The following is a 17,765-nucleotide window of genomic DNA, read 5'->3' on the forward strand; positions in this document are numbered from 1 at the left end:
GCGTCCCTGTCAGCGGGGACGCCCCCGAGTTCGCCATACTGGGGCCCATAGCCCCGTTCCACGAGCGCTGAGGAGAATCGCGATGCCCCGTTCCGGTCTCGCCCTGACCATCGGGTTCGCCGCCGAGGCGGTCCGCGAGGGATCGCCCCTCATCCACTGCGTCGCCCCCCGCGCGGCCACGTCCTTCGTGGCCGAGGTGCTGCACGGCGCCGGCGCACGGTCTGTCGTGACCGGCACCTCGCCGGACGCCCTCGCCGCGGCGCTGTCGGCCGATGCGGTCATGCTCGACCTCGGCACCATCGTCTCCGAGTGGTCGGACGCCGTGAACCCGACCGCCGCCCAGCTCCGCGCGTCCGGGACGCCGTGGGTGCTGGACGCCACCCCGCTGGGCCGGGAGTCGCTGCGCCCCGACCGGGTCCGTGGCCTGCTCGGCCACCGCCCGAGCGTCGTCCGTGCCTCCGGCGCCGAGATCGACAACGTCCGCATCGAGGCGATCGACGGCGCGCTCGCGCTCGGCGAGGCCGAGATCCGCGTACTGGCCGGCGGCACCGAGGTGGCTGTCCTGCCCGGTTCGGAGATGCTCGCCCAGATCCCCGGCGTCCGTGCTGCCGTGTCGGCGCTGATGGCCGCGTGCGCCACCGCCACCGGTCCGCTCGAGGCCGCCCTCGCCGGTGCCGCCTGGCTGGCCCTGGCCGCCGAGCGTGCCGAGGGCGACAGCAAGGGGCCCGCGTCCTTCCGCATCGCCCTGGTCGACTCGCTGTGGACCGTCCGCGGCGACGAGATCGCCGAGTACCTGGACGTCTGATCCGGTTCGGCCCTTCGAGGCTCGCTCCGCTCGCACCTCAGGGACCTGGCGCTCGCACCTCAGGGACCTGTGTGTGGTTCGCTTTACGGCAGGACGCCTCCGGCCTAGGGTGACCGCGTGGCCATCACGCGACTCCAACCGCTGCTCTCGCACACCGTGTTCCGGTGGGCGTCCGGCCTCAGTGCCCTCGTGGCGCTGGCGCTCGGGGTCCTCGGCTCCCTGATGGGCGGCAACCCCGACCTGCGCCCCGTGCACGCGATCCTCGCCATGGTGTTCCTGGGGACGTCGCTGGTCTCGGCGCTGTCGGGCATGCGCTACGGCAAGCAGGCCAACAACCGCAGCGTCGCGCCGATCGGCTTCGGCGTGCTCGCCGTGGGTGCGGTCCAGTACGCGCTGGGTGAGCTGGCGGTGACGTGGCCGCACATGCTGCTCGGCCTGCTCGTGATCCTCGGCGCGGGCATCCTGTTCGTCCGCTCCCTGCAGCAGCCGGTCGTCGTGACCGCCGCAGGGCAGGACGCGGGCGACCCCGACGCCCGCTGATCTGGCACGCTTGGGGCGTGCCTGGTTTCAACGTGTCCCGTGACCACTCCGGCGACGCATGGTTCCGCCTCGGTCGCCTGGAGGTGACCACGACCGTCCTGCTCGTGCTCCTCGGTTCGATCGGGATGGTCCTGTCGGCGTTCGTGCCCGCCTTCCTGGAGGGGGGCGCGTTCGCCCCCGCCCAAGTCCTGCGCGGGGAGGTCTGGCGCATCGTGACGTGGCCGTTCGTGAGCGGGGTATCCCTGTGGGGCGTCCTCACCCTCGTCCTGCTGTGGTACTTCGGCCGCGACCTGGAGCGCCAGATCGGACGCCGCCCGATGGCGTCGCTGTACGTCGGCCTGTGGGCGACCCTCACGGTCGTGTCGCTCGTCGTGGGCCTCGTGCTGGGCGGCGGGGTGATGGCCGGTCTGGACGCCATCCAGTTCATCATCCTGCTGCTGTGGATCGCTGAGTACCCCAAGCGCCCGTTCTTCTTCGGCATCCCCGCGTGGGTGGTCGGTGCCGTGCTGGTCGCCATCCAGGTGCTGCAGCTGATCATGATCCGCAACGTGGCCGGCCTGGTCAGCCTCGTGCTCACCGGCATCGTCGCGATGTTCATCGCCCGCGCGTTCGGCCTGCTGTCCGAGCTCACGTTCCTGCCGGGCGGTCCCGGCGGACGCGGTGGGTCGCGGCCCGCGCCGGTGGTGCGTGCGGCGAAGCCCTCCCGGGCCCGGCAGAAGGCGGCCGCCCGGCAGGCGTCCGACCACGAACGCATGGACGCCCTGCTGGAGAAGATCTCCGAGCAGGGCATCCACAGCCTGACCCCCGCCGAGCGCAAGGAGCTCGAGGCGCTGCGCGAGCGGCGGCGCAAGGGGCGCTGACCTGACCCCAGGGTTGGGGTCGGAGGATCAGAGGAGGTTCTGCACGATGCTGGCACCCAGTACGCAGAACAGCAGGAACGACCACCCGCCGGTGAGGCGTCCGGCCTTCGTGTAGGGCTGCTCGATCGCGCCCGTCCGCGGCACCCCGAACAGCAGGAACAGCGGGATCGTCACGGGTGACAGCGGGCTCGAGATCGCCCAGAACCACGCCCAGCGGGTCGCGCGCAGGGTCTGGGGACCCGAGACGAGCAGGCCGAGGGTCAGCAGCGCGCCGAGCAGCCCGCCGATGCCGACCCACGCCGGGACCTTCCAGCCGTACAGCCACCACGTGGTGTTGCGGTAGTCCTGGATGTGGGTCACGTCGAGCGGCTGGCCGGCGTACTCCTGCAGGCGGTCCTCGATACGTCCCGTGATCGGGTAGGAGGGGCTCGTGGTGTTGATCGCGACCTGACCGGCGGGCTCGTCACCGGGGATCTCCTGCCGGACGGTGGTGAACCGGGGCAGGAAGCCGTCGTGCCAGCGGATCTCGGCGCTCGCCGTGCCGGTGGCGTTCTCGGGGAGGGCGTTGGCGATGACCACCTGGGTGACCCGGCCGGCGTTGATCGCCCGGCCGAGCTCGTTGAAGTCGGCCGGACGGGTGCCGAAGGCCAGCATGCCGATGCCCACCGTGGCGCAGAGGGCGAGCAGGGCGTAGCGGAACCACGCCACGGACCGGGGGACGGTCCACCCTGTCGGGCGGGCGCTCGCTGTGGGGGCGGAGGAGGTGGTGCTCATGTCGTCGAGCATGGCCCCACGTTACGCCGCCGGGGGTCGGCTCGCGGGTGGTTGCCGCTCAGCCCCGGGGATGATTCGTGCGGGTGCGGTCTCAGTCCAGCTCGCGGCGCGCGCCACCCTTGTCGGCGGACATTGCCAGCGAGGCGTAGATCTTCAGCGCGTTGCTGACCTGGCGCTCCCGGGCGACCGGACGCCAGCCGCGCTCGTCCTGCTCGGCGCGGCGGGTGGCCAGCTCCTCGTCGGACAGCTCGACGTCGATCGACCGCTCGGGGATGTTGATCGAGATGATGTCGCCGTCGCGGATCAGGCCGATCGGCCCACCGGAGGCCGCCTCGGGCGAGATGTGCCCCAGCGACAGGCCCGAGGAGCCACCCGAGAACCGGCCGTCCGTGATGAGCGCGCACTTCGGGCCGAGCCCGACGCCCTTGAGGTACGCGGTCGGGTACAACATCTCCTGCATGCCGGGGCCGCCCTTGGGGCCCTCGTAGCGCACGACGACGCAGTCGCCCTCGACGATCTTGCCGCCGAGGATCATCTCGACCGCCTCGTCCTGGCTCTCGGCGACCTTGGCCGGCCCGCGGAACACCCACTGGTGCTCGGGCACGCCCGCGGTCTTCACGATCGCGCCGTCCGGGGCGATGTTGCCCTTGAGGACGCCCAGGCCGCCGTCGGCGGTGTAGGCGTTCTCGACCGAGTGGATGCAGCCGTTCGCGGCGTCCGTGTCGAGGTCGACCCACCGGTTGGTCGAGGAGAAGGCCTCCGTGGTGCGGACGCCGCCGGGCGCGGCGTACCAGAGGTCGAGGGATTCCGGGGTGGCCTTGCCGCCGCGGATGTCCCAGTCGTCGAGCCACTGGGCGAGGCTGGGGGAGTGGACGGCGTGCACCGACTCCTCCAGCAGGCCGCCGCGGCGCAGCTCGCCGAGGATGGCCGGCATGCCGCCCGCGCGATGGACGTCCTCCATCCAGAACTCGGTGGAGTTCGGGGCCACCTTGGCCAGGCACGGGGTCACCCGCGAGAGGGCGTCGATGTCGTCCTGGGTGAAGTCGACGCCGGCCTCGGTGGCCGCGGCGAGGATGTGCAGCACCGTGTTCGTGGAGCCGCCCATCGCGATGTCGAGGCGCATGGCGTTGCTGAACGCCTCCTTGGTGGCGATGCTCTTGGGCAGGACAGACTCGTCGTCCTCCTGGTAGTACCGCTTGGCCAGGTCCACCACGAGGCGTCCGGCCCGCAGGAACAGGTCGCGACGGGCGGACGCCGTGGCCAGCGTCGAGCCGTTGCCCGGCAGGGACAGGCCGAGGGCCTCGGTGAGGCAGTTCATCGAGTTCGCGGTGAACATGCCCGAGCACGAGCCGCACGTCGGACAGGCGTTGGCCTCGATCTGCTCGATCTGCTCGTCGGAGACGGTCGAGTCGACGGCCTTGATCATCGCGTCGATGAGGTCGAGGCGCTGGTCAGTGCTGCCCTCGTCCGGGGCGCCGGAGACGACGCGCTCGCCGAGGACGCGGCCGGCCTCCATGGGGCCGCCGCTGACGAACACGGTCGGAATGTTCAGGCGCAGCGCGGCCAGCAGGTGACCGGGGGTGATCTTGTCGCAGTTGGAGATGCACACGAGCGCGTCGGCCTGGTGGGCGTTGACCATGTACTCGATCGAGTCGGCGATGACCTCGCGGCTCGGCAGGCTGTAGAGCATGCCCGAGTGACCCATCGCGATGCCGTCGTCGACGGCGATGGTGTTGAACTCGCGGCCCACGCCACCCGCCTCGGCGACGGCGCCCGCGACGAGCTGGCCCATGTCCTTGAGGTGGACGTGGCCGGGCACGAACTGCGTGAACGAGTTGGCGATCGCGACGATGGGCTTGCCGAAGTCGGCGTCCGTCATGCCGGTCGCCCGCCACAGCGCGCGGGCACCGGCCATGTTGCGGCCGTGGGTGGTGGTGCGTGAACGGAGCTGACCCATTGTTCGTCCTTCCTGCGGGTTCGGCTCAGGGTAGTCCGTTCGTCACTGCTTCCGCGGGGTGACCCAGATGGTGACGTCGCAGTGCACGGTCTCGACGCCCGCGGCGTCACCGTCACCCTCGCAGCCGGTCGCCACCCTGATCCTCGTGGCGGGGAGTGAGCCCGGTTGGGGGCGTCCGTAGGCTGGAGGCATGCTCTGGCCGGCCCTGCTCGCGATCCTCACCGTGGTAGCCCTCGTGGCGCGCATCGTCCTGGTGCGCGGCGAACAGGACGCCGTGGGCAACCAGACCGTCGCGGTCGCGTTCGCGCCACCGCGGGCCGTCACGCCCGGCCTCTCGGGGGCGTTGCGCCGGGAGGTGAAGCACTCCTCGATCGTGCCGTCCGAGATCCTCGACCTCGCCGTGCGCGGCGTGTGGCAGGTCGGCGTCGTCGGCGAGGGACGCGACAAGGTCTGGTTCGTCCAGCGCGACGGCATCACCGAGCCCGAGCTGCCCGAGGTGCCGTTGGCCGTGTACCGCGCCGTCTTCCCGCCCGGCTCCGCGCTGACGCGCGTCGAGCTGAGCCCCGACCCCGGCCGCACACACGCCTTCCAAGCGGCGACCGCCGAGGCGTACGCCGCCGTCGAGCGGCGCGGGTGGGTGGAGCACGGGGTGTCCACCCGGCTGCTGGCCGCCGGATGGGTCGGCCTCGGGCTGGCGGCCGTCGGCTTCATGACGCTGGCCGGGGGCGCGTCGGGGGCGGCCATCCCGCTGCTCGGCTTCACGATCGTGGGCGGTCTGGCCGCGCAGTTCATCAAGCCCAAGCCGTGGCGGTTGACCCAGGAGGGCCGCCGGATCAACGACGAGCTCGACGGCCTCAAGCTCTACATGACGATGGCCGAGGCCGACCGGCTGAAGGTGCTGCAGGCTCCCGACACGGCCGAGCGGCTGCCGGCTCTGGCCGGCCCGGACGGCACCGACAAGGGCGAGATCGCGAAGCTGCACGAGAGGCTGCTGCCCTACGCCGTCCTGTTCGGCATCCTCCCGCAGTGGTCGGAGGTTGTGAAGCACGCCTACGAGGAGGCCGAGTACGCCCCCGCCTGGCTGGCGCTCGACGTGGCGACCGACATCCTGCTGTGGTCGACGTTCCTGAACATGGGCGGCTTCGACGCCCTCGGCGAGTTGGGTGACTTCGGCGGCGACATGGGCGAGGCCACCGGCCTGGACGAGATCGGGGCCGGTGACGGCGGCGACTTCGGTGGCGACATGGGCGGTGGCGACGGTGGCGGCGGCTTCTTCGACGGCGGCGGCGACGGCGGCGGGTTCGACTTCGACTTCGACTTCTGAGGCCGGTTCCCTGAGCTGCCGAAGGGTCTGGTGCGGCGGCCCTTGGGAGGCCAAGCGCTGACGCCCCCTCCGCCGAGGGCTTGGGTTCAGACTGCCGAGGGCTTGGGTTCAGACTGCCGAGGGCTTGGGTTCAGACTGCCGAGGGCTTGGGTTCAGGGCGCAGAGCGCGCTCAACCCAAGCCCTTGGCGTCTACAACCCTAGCCCTCGGTGCTCCCCACCCAAGCCCTCGGCGGATGGGAGGATGGCGCCGTGACGGAGATGCAGACCTTGGCGGCGACCCTCACCGGCCCTGACCGCCCGGGCATCACCCAGGCATTGATGACCTCGATCGCCGGGCTCGGCACCGAGGTGCTCGACTTCGAGCAGGTCGTCGTGCGCGGGCAGGTGACCATCGCGGTGCTGCTCGGCAGCCTTCCCGATGACCTCGACACCCTCGAGGACCGCCTCGCCGGCACTTGCGCCCGCCTGGGCTACCGCCTGACGATCGACGAGGGCATCGGCGACAACCCACCGCGTCCGAAGCGAGTCGTTGTGACCATCCTCGGCCGCCCCCTACGCGCCACCCACCTGGCCGCGGTCGGCCGCGTCGTCGCCGAGCACGGCGGCAACATCGACCGGGTACGGCGGCTGTCGCGGACGCCGATGACGACGCTGGAGTTCATGGTCTCCAACGCCGAGGTGGCCTCGCTGCGTCCGGCGCTGGCGGCGACCGCGGCCGAGACGGGGTTCGACGTGTCGGTCTCCCCGGCCGGGCTGTCGAGGCAGGGCCGTCGGCTCGTCGTGATGGACGTCGACTCCACCCTCATCCGCGACGAGGTCATCGAGTTGCTCGCCCGCCGCGCCGGCCGCGAGGCCGAGGTGGCCGCGGTCACCGAGCGGGCGATGCGCGGCGAGCTCGACTTCGCCGCCTCGCTGCACGAGCGGGTCGCGACGCTGGCGGGCCTGCCGGAGAGCGTGTTCGAGGAGGTGCTGGAGTCCGTCCGGCTCACGCCCGGCGCGCGCACGCTCGTGGCCACGCTGCGCGATCTGGGCTTCGCGGTGGGCCTGGTCTCGGGCGGGTTCATCGAGGTGGTCGGCCCGCTGGCCGAGTCGCTGGGCATCCGGCACGTCCACGCCAACCGGCTCGAGGTGAGCGATGGCGTCCTCACGGGGCGTGTGCAGGGCGAGGTCGTCGACCGGGCGATGAAGGCGACAATGCTGAAAAAGTTCGCCGACGCCGAGGGCCTGCCCCTGTCACGGACCGTCGCGGTGGGCGACGGCGCCAACGACCTCGACATGCTGGCCGCGGCCGGACTGGGGGTGGCGTTCAACGCCAAGCCGGCGGTGCGGGCGTCCGCCCACACGGCCCTGAACCTGCCCTACCTGGACGCCGTCCTGCACCTGCTGGGCTTCAGCCGCGAGGAGGTCGAGGACGCCGCGGCCAACCGCCCGCCGCGCCCCTGACTACCTCGGCACAGCTACCCGGGGCTGTCGGCGCTGGAACCCGGGGCTCTCGGCGCAGGAACCCGGGGCTCCCGGCGCTGGAACCCGGGGCTGTCGGCGCTGGAACCCGGGGCTGTCGGCGCGGGGTGAGGGGCGCGCTCAGGCGCGGGCGGCCCGCGAGACCAGCAGCCAAGGCGTGATGGCGAGCAGCAGCATGATGCCGGTGAAGGCGAAGGCCCAGCCGAAGCCCAGCAGGTCGGCGATGGCCCCGGCGATCAGGGTTCCGAAGATCGAGCCCAGGTCGGTGGACATCGAGAACGCCGACAGCGCCGGGCCGCCGTTGCGATCGTTGCCGATGATGTCGGCCAGCAGCGCCTGGGAGGCAGGCTGGATCATCGCCGCCCCGACGCCGGTCAGCAGCGACAAGCCCAGGTACACCGGGATCGACATCGACCACCCGAACACGAGCGTGGTCAGTCCGGCCACGAGCAGGCCGGTCATCAGCACCGGGCGGCGCCCCACGGCGTCCACGAACCGCCCTGTGAACTGTTGGGCGATCACGTTGCCGACGGCCATCAGCGTCAGCGCGATGCCGGCCATGGGCGCACCGATGGTCGGGATGGCGGCCGCCATCAGCGGGACCAGCGCGATGCGGACGCCGAAGGTCGCGCCGCCGTTGGCGAAGCCGGTCACCAGCAGGGCGCGGAAGTCGGGGTTGCGCAGCGCCTCGGCCAGCGTGAGCCGGGGGCGCGCATCGGAGACGGACGTGCCTCGGGGCTGGTCGCGCAGGAACAGCAGCACCACCAGCAGCGCGAGCACGACCGCGCCGCCGTAGATCAGGAATGCGACCCGGAAGCCCAGGAACGCCAGGAACGTGCCCAGCACCGGGCCGATGACATTGCCCAGCAGGAACGCCGACCCGTACAGCGCCGACGTTCGCCCGCGCGCCTGGGGCGGGGAGAGCCGCACCATCAGGCCCATCGATGAGACCGTGAAGGTCACCGACCCGATGCCGCCCAGGCCGCGCGACAGCAGCAGGTCCCAGTAGCCGACGGCGATCGCGCACAGGAACGAGCTGGCCGCGACGACGGCGAGGCCGGCGATGTACATCCACCGCTCGCCGAACTTCCCGATCAGCGAACCGGCGGCGGGGGCGAAGGCCATCCGGGCCAGCGCGAACACCGTCACGATGGCGGACGCCGCGGTCAGGCCCACGTCGAAGCTGGCCGCGTACTGGGGCAGGATCGGCGCGACGATGCCGAAGCCGAGGGCGATGACGAAGGCCGCCACGACCATCACCCAGATCTCGCGGGGGATGGGCACGCGCTCCCGCACGGGGGCGTCCGTCATGCCGCCTCCGCCACCTGCGGGCGGGCGCGGGGGCGCAGGCGTCCGGACCGGCGCAGCAGCCACAGCGCCACGTTGAGCGCGCACACCAGCCCGATCACCGTGGCGCAGATCAGGATCGACAGGTCGCCGACCAGGAACGCCCACGACCACCACATCGCCTGGACGACGAGGGCCCCCACCACGAACACCGGCGAGACGCCGTCGATGTCGGGCGAGCTGACCAGGTCGCGCGTCTGCGCGCCGAAGCCGATGGCCAGCGGGAACACGGCGAACACCCCGAAACCGCCCTCAGGGGCGACGGCCACGACGAGCACGCCGAGCAGGCCGACCGCCAGCGGCAGCAGCCAGGTGCGCAGCACGGGCAGCCGCCGGTCGCGCTGGACGAGCAGGAGCACCAGGGCGGCGAGCAGCCCGCTCAGGGAGTTCGGGACGACCACGTTCGCGTGCCCCGACGCGAGACCGTGCGCCGTCCAGCCGATGCCGTTGGCGACGTTGAGCTGCCACAGCAGCGGGCTGACGCCGGCGCTCGTGCCCGTGGACAGCAGCCGCACCACCTGGGGCACGGACAGGGCCGTCCCCGCGACGGCGCAGGCCCAACCCCACAGCACGACGAGATCCACCCGAGCAGCGTACGTGCCCGGCGCCCGTGCACCCGCATCGGACGCCACCTGTTGCCGCGCGCACCGGCCCGGTAGCGTGGCGGCATGACCACCCTCGTGCTCACGGTGATCGGCGACGACCGGTCCGGCATCGTCAACGCGCTCGCGGAGGTCGCGGCCGCCCACGACGGCAACTGGGAGCGCAGCCAGATGGCCGAACTCGCCGGTGCCTTCGCCGGCATCGTCGTCGTGACGCTTCCCGACGACCGCGCGGACGCCTTCCGCGCCGGCCTGGACGCCCTCGACGGGCTCACCATCGTCGTCCACGACGCGGACGCACATGCTGCCGACGAGCCCGACAGCCGCCTCACGGTCGAGCTGCTCGGCAACGACCGCCCTGGCCTGGTCAAGGAGCTCTCCGCGGTCTTCACCGAGCACGGCCTCTCCATTGAGGAGCTCGAGACGGGTTCCTATGACGCTCCGATGGCCGGCGGTCGCCTCTTCGAGGCGCACATGGTCGTCCCCGTCACCGCCGGAACCGATGCGGACGCCCTGCGTTCTGCCCTCGAGCGCCTCGCCATGGAGCTGATGGTGGACATCACTGTCGAGGACCTGGGGGAGTGACCTCGGTCCGCGTCGTCCAGCCCGCCACCACGACGGTGGGCGGCGTCCCGATCCTGCGGCTGGTGCCCGCCGATGACGTCGCGGCAGTCGGACCGTGGACGTACGTCGACTGGTTCGGCCCGGCCGTCCTCCAGCAGCCGGCGCGCAGGCAGGCGAACACCCAGTCGCTGACCTGGCTGTTCTCCGGGCACCTGCGCCACACCGACTCCACCGGATCGGACACGACCTACGGCCCCGGCCAGGCGGTGGTCGTGACCGCAGGCGCCGGCGTCGAGGTCGCCCAGGCCTCCGTCGGCGGCGAGCCGGTCACCGGCGTGGCCCTGCGCCTGGCCGCGCCCGGGGCGTCCGACCTGACGCCGTCTGTGGAGGAGTTCTGGCCCGAGCCAGTCCGCGTCGGCGACCACGAGGTCGCCATCATCGTCGGCGAGTTTGGCTTCGAGGACTCGCCGGTCGCCACGCACCTGCCCGCGCTGGCCTGTGAGGTGCGGTTCGCCTCCGACGACCCGCTCGTCGTGCCGGTCGAGGACGGCTGGGAGTACGTCGTCATCGCCGAGGGCGCGGCGCTGCGCGTCGGCGACGTCGAGGTGCCCGCCGGCCGTGCGGCGATCGTCAGCGGCGAGTTCGCGGTCGGCGCGGCGGCGGACGCCGGTCACGTCGTGCGGGGCCTCCTGCTCGGCGGCGCCGCGCTCGCCGCCCCGTCCCGCTCTTCTGGTACTGAACCGGGTTAGGCTGGGCGCATGGCCAAGCCCGAGCGGCCCCTCGAGGGGAGCACCATGACGGAGGTCTCGCGCCTGGGTGACCAGGTGTTGCGCGAGGCCGGCCCGTGGACACCGACCATCCAGCGCCTGCTGGCCCACCTGCGCGACCAGGGCCTCGACTGGGTCCCCGAGCCCCAGGGGTGGACGAAGGACGGCCGCGAGGCGCTCTCCTACCTCAAGGGCAAGGTGCCCACCTACCCGCTGCCCGAGTGGGTCTACAGCGACGCCACCCTCAAGCGGTCGGCCAAGTGGCTCCGCAAGCTCCACGACGCCACCGAGGGCTACACCGACCCCGACCCGCACTGGCGCACCGCCCCGCACAAGCCCGCCGAGGTCATCTGCCACAACGACTTCGCGCCCTACAACATGGTGTTCCGCGACCAGGAACTCGTCGGCGTCATCGACTGGGACTTCGCCGCCCCCGGCCCGCGGCTGTGGGACCTGGCCTACCTCGCCTACCGCGCCGTGCCGCTGATGCGTCCCACCAACCCCGACGCCCCCGACCTGCCCATCGACCTCGGCTCCCGCCTGGAGCTGCTGCTGAGGTCCTACGGCACGGACGCCACCGTCCCCGAGCTGCTGTCGGTGATCGTGGAGCGGCTGGAGCACCTGGCCGCCTTCACCCACTCGCACGGTCTCGCCCGCAAGAACGACAAACTGCTGCTGGACGCGGAGAACTACTCCAAGGACGCCGCCTACCTGGCCGGCCTGCTGGGCTGAGGCCTCACCCGCGGCGGGCCGATGAGAAACCCCGCCCGTCGTCTCATGTGCTCCTCAGCAGGCGAACCTACGATGGGCGGCATGGAATGGGGGCAACAGGTCGGCGGTCGCTACCGCCTCACGGCCCCGCTGGGACGCGGGGCGATGGGCAAGGTCTACCGCGCCCGCGACGAGCGGCTGCGGCGCGACGTCGCGGTCAAGGTCGTCGACCTCACCCAGACCACGGACACCTCGGTCGCCGACCGCTTCCACCGTGAGGCGATCGCCACCGCCCAGCTCAACCACCGCAACATCGTCACCATCTTCGACGCCGGCTCGGACGCGCGCGAGGCCTGGCTCGTCATGGAGCTGCTCAGCGGCCAGGCCCTGTCAACGATCATCCGCGACTCCGGGCCGCTGCCTGAGGCGCGCGCCATCGCGATCGCCCGCCCGGTGGCCTCCGCCCTGGTCGCCACCCACGCCATCGGCGTCGTCCACCGCGACATCAAGCCCGCCAACATCATGGTCGACGGCGACGCGGTGAAGCTGCTCGACTTCGGCATCGCGCTCGTCCAGTTGGACGCCGAGGCCCACCTCACCGCCCCCGCCACCACGCTCGGCACCGCGGCCTACATGTCTCCGGAGCAGGCGCAGGGGCGGCGCGCGACGGCGGCGTCCGACGTGTACGCCCTGGGCGGCGTCCTGGTGGCGATGCTGACCGGACACCCCCCGTACGGCGGCGACAACCCGATCCAGGTGGCGCAGCGGCACGTGACCGAGCCGGCGGTGTCGGTGCGGTCGCGGCGTCCGGGCATCTCCCCGGCGCTGGACGACCTGGTCAGCCGCATGCTGGCCAAGGACCCCCTCGCCCGCCCCACCGCCGCCGTCGTCAGCCAGGCGCTGGCGCAGCTCGCCGAGGATCCGCGCAGCGCCCGCACGACGATCCTGCCCGCCGCTGTGGCCGCCGCGGGTGCCGCCGTCGTCGCGCCGGCGGCCACCGCGGTGCTGCCCGCCGCCACGTCCGCGCTCCCGGCCCCGACCCGCGCGGAGGCCATCCCCCCGCGCCGGGTACCCCCGTCGCGCCCGCCCGGCGACGGCTTCCGCACCGCTGCCCTGTGGCTCGGGGTGATCATCGTCGCGATCCTGGTGTTCATGGCCGCGTGGGCGATCGGTTCCCAGATGTTCCGCGGCGTTGCCGCCGCGACCCCCGCCTCGGCCGTGCCCGGGGCGTCCGCCCAGCCGACGCGGGACGCCGAGCCCACCACCGCGCCCCGCCGCCCGACCGCCCCCGCCACCGAACCGCCCGCCAGCCGGCCTCCGGTCGCGCTGCCGAGCCTGCCGATCACCCTGCCGACGCTCCCCTCGGGCGAGGAGGTCGCCCTCCGCACCGCCCTGGCCGGGGTGGACGCCGCACTCGCGGCCCTGCCGGCCGACTCCAAGGCGGCCAAGGCGCTCACCAAGGCGTGGGAGTCCAGCCGCGACGACGTCGCCGACGGCATCGATCCGGGCGCGGCCCTGGACCAGATGGCGGAGGAGATCGACAAGCAGCGCGAGAAGGGCGAGCTGAACCCCCTGGAGGCCGGCGCCATCCGGTTGGCCCTCTCGGCCGTCCGCGCCGCCCTCTGAGCCCTCGGCGGTAGGTTGGGCGCATGACGCTGCCTGCCACGAACCCGCTCGCGGAACGTTCGCACCTGCCCTACCAGCTCCCCGACTTCGCGAACCTGCGCCCCGAGCACTACCGCGAGGCGTTCGAGGCCGGCATGGCCGAGCAGCTGGAGAACCTGCGGGCGCTGGCGTCCGACCCCGAGCCGGCGACGGTCGAGAACGTCCTGCACGCGTGGGAGCGCTCGGGCGAGCTGCTCAACCGCGCCTACCTGCCCTTCGCGTCCGTGCTGTGGGCCGACACCAACGACGAGATCGACGCGATCTACGCCGACCTGGCCCCCAAGCACGCCACCCACACCGACGCGATCTTCCTCGACCGGGCGCTCTTCGATCGGCTCACCGAGCTCGCCACGCGCGAGGCCGCGGGCGAGGTCGAGCTGGACGCCGAGGACTCCTGGCTGCTCGGCGAGCTCCTGCGCCAGTTCAACCGCTCCGGCGTCTCCCTGGGGGAGGACGACCAGCAGCGCCTCCGCGCGCTCAACCAGCGCCTGGCCGAGCTCGGCACCGCCTTCGAGAAGGCCAACCGCGAGGGCCGCGTCGCCGGCGCCGTCGTCGTCACCGACCGAGCCGAGCTCGACGGGCTCACCGACGCCGAGGTCGACGGACTCGCCGCCGAGGACGGCACCTGGCGCATCGAGCTCGTCAACACCACCCAGCAGCCGCTGATGACCAAGCTGCACGACCGAGGCCTGCGGAAGCGGCTGTTCGAGGCGTCCGTGAACCGCGGTCTCGGCGGAGCGCACGACACCCGCCAGCTCATCGTCGACATCGCCCGCGCCCGCGCCGAGCGCGCGGCCCTGCTGGGCTACGAGCACCACGCCGCGCTGGTCGCCGAGTCGGCGTGCGCCAAGACGACGGACGCCGTCCTCGCGCTGGTGGCGCCGCTCGGCCCCGCCGCCGCCGCTCAGGCCCGCGCGGACGCCGACACCCTCGCCGCCAAGCTCGCCGAGAACGACCCTGATGCCACCCTCGAGCCCTGGGACTGGGAGTACCTCGCCGAGATCGTCCGCCGCGAGAGGTTCGCGTTCGAGGAGTCCGACGTGGAGGAGTTCCTCGACGTCAACGCCGTCCTCGAAGCCACGTACGCCGCGGCGAACGAGCTGTACGGCATCACGTTCACACACCGCACCGATCTGGTCGGCCACACCCCGGACGCCGACGTCTACGAGGTGCACGACGCCGACGGCACCCCCGTCGGCCTGTTCGTGATGGACTTCTGGGCCCGCCCCAACAAGAACGGCGGCGCCTGGATGACCAACCTCGTCGACGGCAACCACCTCACCCGCCAGCTGCCGGTCGTCACCAACAACTGCAACTACACGCGCTCCACGACCACCATCAGCTGGGACGGCGTCATCACGATGTTCCACGAGTTCGGCCACGCCCTGCACGGCCTGTTCGCCGACAGCCGCTACCCGAGCCGCGCTGGCACCTCGACGCCGCGCGACTTCGTCGAGTTCCCCTCGCAGGTCAACGAGCACTGGGCCTGGACGCCCGGGCGCGTCCTGCCCGAGGAGTGGATCACCAGGCTCAAGGACGCCTCGCGTTTCAACCAGGGCGCCGGGACGCTGGAGCTGATGGCCTCAACCCTGCTCGACCAGAGCTGGCACACCACCCCGCTGGGGTCGCTGCCGACCAGCGGCGACGAGGTCGAGGACTTCGAGGCGCGCGCGCTGGCGTCCTGGGGCGTCGACGAGGCGCTCGTGCCGCCGCGCTACCGCTCGACGTACTTCAGCCACATCTGGGGCGGCGGGTACGCGGCGGGCTACTACGGCTACAAGTGGTCCGAGGTGATGGACGCCGACGCGGTGGCCTGGTTCGAGGAGAACGGCGGGGGCACCCGGGAGAACGGCGACCACTTCCGCCGGACGCTGCTCGCGCCCGGCGGTTCGGTGGACCCGCTGGAGACCTACCGTTCCTTCCGCGGCCGCGACCCCGAGGTCGGCCCGCTGCTCGAGCGCCTCGGCCTGGCCGACTGAAGCGGCGGGCCGGGCTCAGAGCGCCAGCAGCGGCTCGATCGTCGGGAACGGCCGGATGGGCAGGCGCTCGGAGAGCTCCATCGGGTGGAAGGTGTTGCCCTCCTCGTCGGTCACCGCGCCGGCGATGATGAGCACAACCGTCCACGCCGTCATCGACCACTCGATGCCGTCGGGGGTGGTGTGCGTCGTCGTCTGCCCGGCCAGGAACTCCAGGGCCTCCCGGACGTGCAGCGCGTTGAACGCCCACCCGATCGTCTGGATGTCCATGCCCGGGCGCGCCACCAGGCCGTACGCCTGCAGCGCGGCCCGGTAGACCGGGATGTAGCGTTCCAGCACGTGCTGGCGGTACTGCCCCATCGCATTCCGCACGGGGGCGTAGTCGGGCCACAGCGCCTGCAGCGCCTCGGCCACCCGCACGGTCTTGGTGTTGTCGGAGAACGTGTACGCCTCGCGCGTGAACGAACGGACGAACTCGCCCAGCGGCGCGGCCGTCTTCTGGCCGATGTCCGCCACCAGGCCCTCGAACTTCGGGTCGAAGCGGGACGGGCGCATCACGTAGTTGATGACGTCGGTGTACCAGTCGGTGGCCAGCGGCCAGCGGCGCAGCATCTGGTGCTGGCTCATCTCGAGCACCGACTCAACGAACGGCTGGTGACCGAGCGCGCTGGAGAGGATGCGCGGCACGGAGTCGCGGCCATCCTTGGTGGGCCCCGCGTCGTCGATCAGCCGGTCGGCCAGGTGATTCGCCGCCCGGGAGAGCATGTACTGCGTCACGGGGTTGAGCGGGCCGTTGGCCCCGGTACGGGACGAGATCGAGGTGAGCACGCCGCCCAAGTCCTCGATCACGACATGGCCACGCAGGCGCAGTGGACCCCCACCCCTGTCCTGTACCCAGACAGCGGCCTCTTCGCCGGGGGTGCCCTCGATCAGCCGTTCCACGGTCCCCATGGTGCCGTATCAGAGGGGGTTTTGGTGAGGCCACGCTGGGGGAGGACTCCCCCTCAGCACTCGATGACGTTGACGGCGAGGCCGCCGAGGGCCGTTTCCTTGTACTTGGCCTTCATGTCAGCCCCGGTGTCGCGCATGGTCTTGATGACGTTGTCGAGGCTCACGATGTGCGACCCGTCGCCGCGCAGCGCCGTCCGGGCGGCCGCGATCGCCTTGACCGCCGCGATGGCGTTGCGCTCGATGCAGGGGATCTGCACGAGCCCGCCGACAGGGTCGCAGGTGAGGCCCAGATTGTGTTCCATGCCGATCTCGGCGGCGTTCTCCACCTGCTCCGGCGTGCCGCCCAGGATCGCGGCCAGACCGCCTGCTGCCATCGAGCAGGCCGACCCCACCTCGCCCTGGCAGCCCACCTCGGCGCCGGAGATGGACGCCGTGTTCTTGAAGATCATGCCGATGGCACCGGCGGTGAGCAGGAACTTCACCACCCCGGCGCCGTTCGCGCCCGGGATGAAGTTCCAGTAGTAGTGCAGGACGGCCGGGATGATGCCCGCGGCCCCGTTCGTCGGCGCCGTCACCACGCGCCCCCCGGCGGCGTTCTCCTCGTTCACGGCGAGTGCGTAGAAGGTGATCCAGTCCATGCCGCGGAGCGGGTCGTCCGAGACGCCCTCGCTGACGAGCTTGGTGTGCAGGGCCGGGGCGCGGCGCAGGACGCGCAGGCCGCCGGGGAGGCGTCCCTCGGTCGCGGCGCCGTTGCGAACGCACTCCTGCATGACCGCCCAGATCGCGAGCAGGCCCTCCTCGACCTCCTCCTTCGTGCGCCCCATGGCGAGCTCGTTCTCCAGCGCGACGCTCGCGATGGACAGCCCCGTGTGCTCGCAGATCGCGAGCAGGTCCTCGGCGGTGTGGTACGGATGCGGCACCTCGACGTCGTTGGGCACGACGGGGTCGGACGCCTCGGCGTCCCCCCGAACGACGAAGCCGCCGCCCACCGAGTAGAACGTCGACGCGGCCAGCAGTTCGCCGGCGGCGTCCCAGGCGCGCAGCTCCAGGCCGTTGGGGTGAGCGGGGAGCTCCTTGGAGCCGTCGAGGACGAGTTCGGTGACCGGGTCGAAGTCGATGCGGTGGCGTCCGGCCAGCTCCAGGTACCGCTCGTCCCAGGCTGTGCGGACGGTGGCGGCGACGCTGCGAGGGTCGACCGTCTCGGGGCGCTCGCCCAGCAGGCCGAGGATGATGGCGTTGTCGGTGCCGTGCCCGCGGCCCGTGGCGCCGAGCGAGCCGTACAGGTCGCAGCGCACGCGGGCCACCCTGGCGAGGTCGTCGCCGAGGTCGCCGAGGAACATGGCCGCGGCTCGCATCGGGCCGACCGTGTGGGACGACGAGGGCCCGATGCCGATCGAGAACAGGTCGAAGACGCTCAAGGCCATGCGCCAGACCCTACTGGCCGCTCCCGGACCCGGGTA

At 72.1% G+C, this 17,765-nt stretch carries 16 protein-coding genes; 10 read left to right on the top strand and 6 right to left on the bottom strand.

Annotation, left to right across the window (positions count from 1 at the left end; translation table 11 throughout):
• Positions 1–82: 82 nt before the first annotated feature.
• The 3 genes from ET989_RS11285 (at position 83) to ET989_RS11295 (ending at position 2,205) form a co-directional block, all read left to right on the top strand.
• The gene (locus ET989_RS11285) at positions 83–805 is read left to right on the top strand and encodes a hydroxyethylthiazole kinase (protein WP_131168986.1); all 723 of its coding nucleotides are present in this window, start codon (positions 83–85) and stop codon (positions 803–805) included.
• Positions 806–922: 117 nt separating this feature from the next.
• Complete coding sequence (locus tag ET989_RS11290) at positions 923–1,345, top strand: hypothetical protein (protein WP_131168989.1); 423 nt, start codon at positions 923–925, stop codon at positions 1,343–1,345.
• Positions 1,346–1,362: 17 nt separating this feature from the next.
• On the top strand, positions 1,363–2,205 hold the full coding sequence (locus tag ET989_RS11295) for a rhomboid family intramembrane serine protease (protein WP_131168991.1): 843 nt from the start codon (positions 1,363–1,365) through the stop codon (positions 2,203–2,205).
• A gap of 27 nt (positions 2,206–2,232) precedes the next feature.
• On the opposite strand, the gene ET989_RS11300 is transcribed toward ET989_RS11295, so the two are convergent.
• Together ET989_RS11300 and ilvD are read right to left on the bottom strand one after the other, a co-directional pair.
• The gene (locus ET989_RS11300; RefSeq protein ID WP_131168993.1) at positions 2,233–2,979 is read right to left on the bottom strand and encodes a hypothetical protein; all 747 of its coding nucleotides are present in this window, start codon (positions 2,977–2,979) and stop codon (positions 2,233–2,235) included.
• A 91-nt stretch (positions 2,980–3,070) separates the two neighbouring features.
• Positions 3,071–4,936, bottom strand: a complete 1,866-nt coding sequence (gene ilvD, locus ET989_RS11305; RefSeq protein WP_131168995.1) for a dihydroxy-acid dehydratase — start codon at positions 4,934–4,936, stop codon at positions 3,071–3,073.
• Positions 4,937–5,126: 190 nt separating this feature from the next.
• Here ilvD and ET989_RS11310 point away from each other — a divergent pair, with 190 nt between their 5' ends.
• Together ET989_RS11310 and serB are read left to right on the top strand one after the other, a co-directional pair.
• Positions 5,127–6,260, top strand: a complete 1,134-nt coding sequence (locus tag ET989_RS11310) for a DUF2207 family protein (protein WP_131168997.1) — start codon at positions 5,127–5,129, stop codon at positions 6,258–6,260.
• A gap of 259 nt (positions 6,261–6,519) precedes the next feature.
• Positions 6,520–7,704: a phosphoserine phosphatase SerB gene (gene serB / locus ET989_RS11315; RefSeq protein ID WP_131169076.1), complete on the top strand. Its 1,185-nt coding sequence runs from the start codon at positions 6,520–6,522 to the stop codon at positions 7,702–7,704.
• A 138-nt stretch (positions 7,705–7,842) separates the two neighbouring features.
• On the opposite strand, the gene ET989_RS11320 is transcribed toward serB, so the two are convergent.
• Both ET989_RS11320 and ET989_RS11325 read right to left on the bottom strand, forming a co-directional pair.
• Complete coding sequence (locus ET989_RS11320) at positions 7,843–9,033, bottom strand: MFS transporter (RefSeq protein WP_131169000.1); 1,191 nt, start codon at positions 9,031–9,033, stop codon at positions 7,843–7,845.
• A complete protein-coding gene (locus ET989_RS11325) occupies positions 9,030–9,653 on the bottom strand; it encodes a hypothetical protein (RefSeq protein ID WP_131169002.1) in 624 nt (207 codons plus the stop codon). The genes ET989_RS11320 and ET989_RS11325 overlap by 4 nt, the downstream gene beginning before the upstream one ends.
• 84 nt (positions 9,654–9,737) lie before the next feature.
• Here ET989_RS11325 and ET989_RS11330 point away from each other — a divergent pair, with 84 nt between their 5' ends.
• The 5 genes from ET989_RS11330 (at position 9,738) to ET989_RS11350 (ending at position 15,357) form a co-directional block, all read left to right on the top strand.
• Positions 9,738–10,256 (top strand): glycine cleavage system transcriptional repressor, encoded by a 519-nt coding sequence (locus ET989_RS11330; RefSeq protein ID WP_131169004.1) that lies wholly within the window; start codon positions 9,738–9,740, stop codon positions 10,254–10,256.
• Positions 10,253–10,984 carry a pirin family protein gene (locus ET989_RS11335; protein ID WP_131169006.1) on the top strand — a complete coding sequence of 244 codons (732 nt, stop codon included), beginning with the start codon at positions 10,253–10,255 and terminating at the stop codon, positions 10,982–10,984. Before ET989_RS11330 ends, ET989_RS11335 begins: the two co-directional genes overlap by 4 nt.
• Positions 10,985–10,993: 9 nt before the next feature.
• Positions 10,994–11,734: a phosphotransferase enzyme family protein gene (locus ET989_RS11340; RefSeq protein ID WP_131169008.1), complete on the top strand. Its 741-nt coding sequence runs from the start codon at positions 10,994–10,996 to the stop codon at positions 11,732–11,734.
• An 81-nt stretch (positions 11,735–11,815) separates the two neighbouring features.
• Entirely contained in the window at positions 11,816–13,339 is a 1,524-nt protein-coding gene (locus tag ET989_RS11345) for a serine/threonine-protein kinase (RefSeq protein ID WP_165490145.1), read from the top strand.
• Between the two features lie 23 nt (positions 13,340–13,362).
• Positions 13,363–15,357 carry a M3 family metallopeptidase gene (locus ET989_RS11350; protein ID WP_131169013.1) on the top strand — a complete coding sequence of 665 codons (1,995 nt, stop codon included), beginning with the start codon at positions 13,363–13,365 and terminating at the stop codon, positions 15,355–15,357.
• Between the two features lie 15 nt (positions 15,358–15,372).
• Here ET989_RS11350 and ET989_RS11355 read toward each other — a convergent pair whose 3' ends face one another.
• Both ET989_RS11355 and ET989_RS11360 read right to left on the bottom strand, forming a co-directional pair.
• Positions 15,373–16,296: a hypothetical protein gene (locus tag ET989_RS11355; RefSeq protein ID WP_131169015.1), complete on the bottom strand. Its 924-nt coding sequence runs from the start codon at positions 16,294–16,296 to the stop codon at positions 15,373–15,375.
• A gap of 62 nt (positions 16,297–16,358) precedes the next feature.
• Positions 16,359–17,729, bottom strand: a complete 1,371-nt coding sequence (locus ET989_RS11360; protein ID WP_131169018.1) for an L-serine ammonia-lyase — start codon at positions 17,727–17,729, stop codon at positions 16,359–16,361.
• Positions 17,730–17,765 lie beyond the last annotated feature (36 nt).

Origin of the sequence: Propioniciclava sinopodophylli (assembly GCF_004324755.1) — a bacterium.
Classification (GTDB): Bacteria; Actinomycetota; Actinomycetes; order Propionibacteriales; family Propionibacteriaceae; genus Propioniciclava; species Propioniciclava sinopodophylli.

Excerpts from the sequence above, each read along its gene's own strand:
- ET989_RS11285 (WP_131168986.1), top strand. The coding sequence starts at position 83 with ATGCCCCGTTCCGGTCTCGCCCTGACCATCGGGTTCGCCGCCGAGGCG.
- ET989_RS11300 (WP_131168993.1), bottom strand. The coding sequence starts at position 2,979 with ATGAGCACCACCTCCTCCGCCCCCACAGCGAGCGCCCGCCCGACAGGG.
- ilvD (WP_131168995.1), bottom strand. The coding sequence starts at position 4,936 with ATGGGTCAGCTCCGTTCACGCACCACCACCCACGGCCGCAACATGGCC.
- ET989_RS11310 (WP_131168997.1), top strand. The coding sequence starts at position 5,127 with ATGCTCTGGCCGGCCCTGCTCGCGATCCTCACCGTGGTAGCCCTCGTG.
- serB (WP_131169076.1), top strand. The coding sequence starts at position 6,520 with ATGCAGACCTTGGCGGCGACCCTCACCGGCCCTGACCGCCCGGGCATC.
- ET989_RS11320 (WP_131169000.1), bottom strand. The coding sequence starts at position 9,033 with ATGACGGACGCCCCCGTGCGGGAGCGCGTGCCCATCCCCCGCGAGATC.
- ET989_RS11330 (WP_131169004.1), top strand. The coding sequence starts at position 9,738 with ATGACCACCCTCGTGCTCACGGTGATCGGCGACGACCGGTCCGGCATC.
- ET989_RS11340 (WP_131169008.1), top strand. The coding sequence starts at position 10,994 with ATGGCCAAGCCCGAGCGGCCCCTCGAGGGGAGCACCATGACGGAGGTC.
- ET989_RS11345 (WP_165490145.1), top strand. The coding sequence starts at position 11,816 with ATGGAATGGGGGCAACAGGTCGGCGGTCGCTACCGCCTCACGGCCCCG.
- ET989_RS11350 (WP_131169013.1), top strand. The coding sequence starts at position 13,363 with ATGACGCTGCCTGCCACGAACCCGCTCGCGGAACGTTCGCACCTGCCC.
- ET989_RS11360 (WP_131169018.1), bottom strand. The coding sequence starts at position 17,729 with ATGGCCTTGAGCGTCTTCGACCTGTTCTCGATCGGCATCGGGCCCTCG.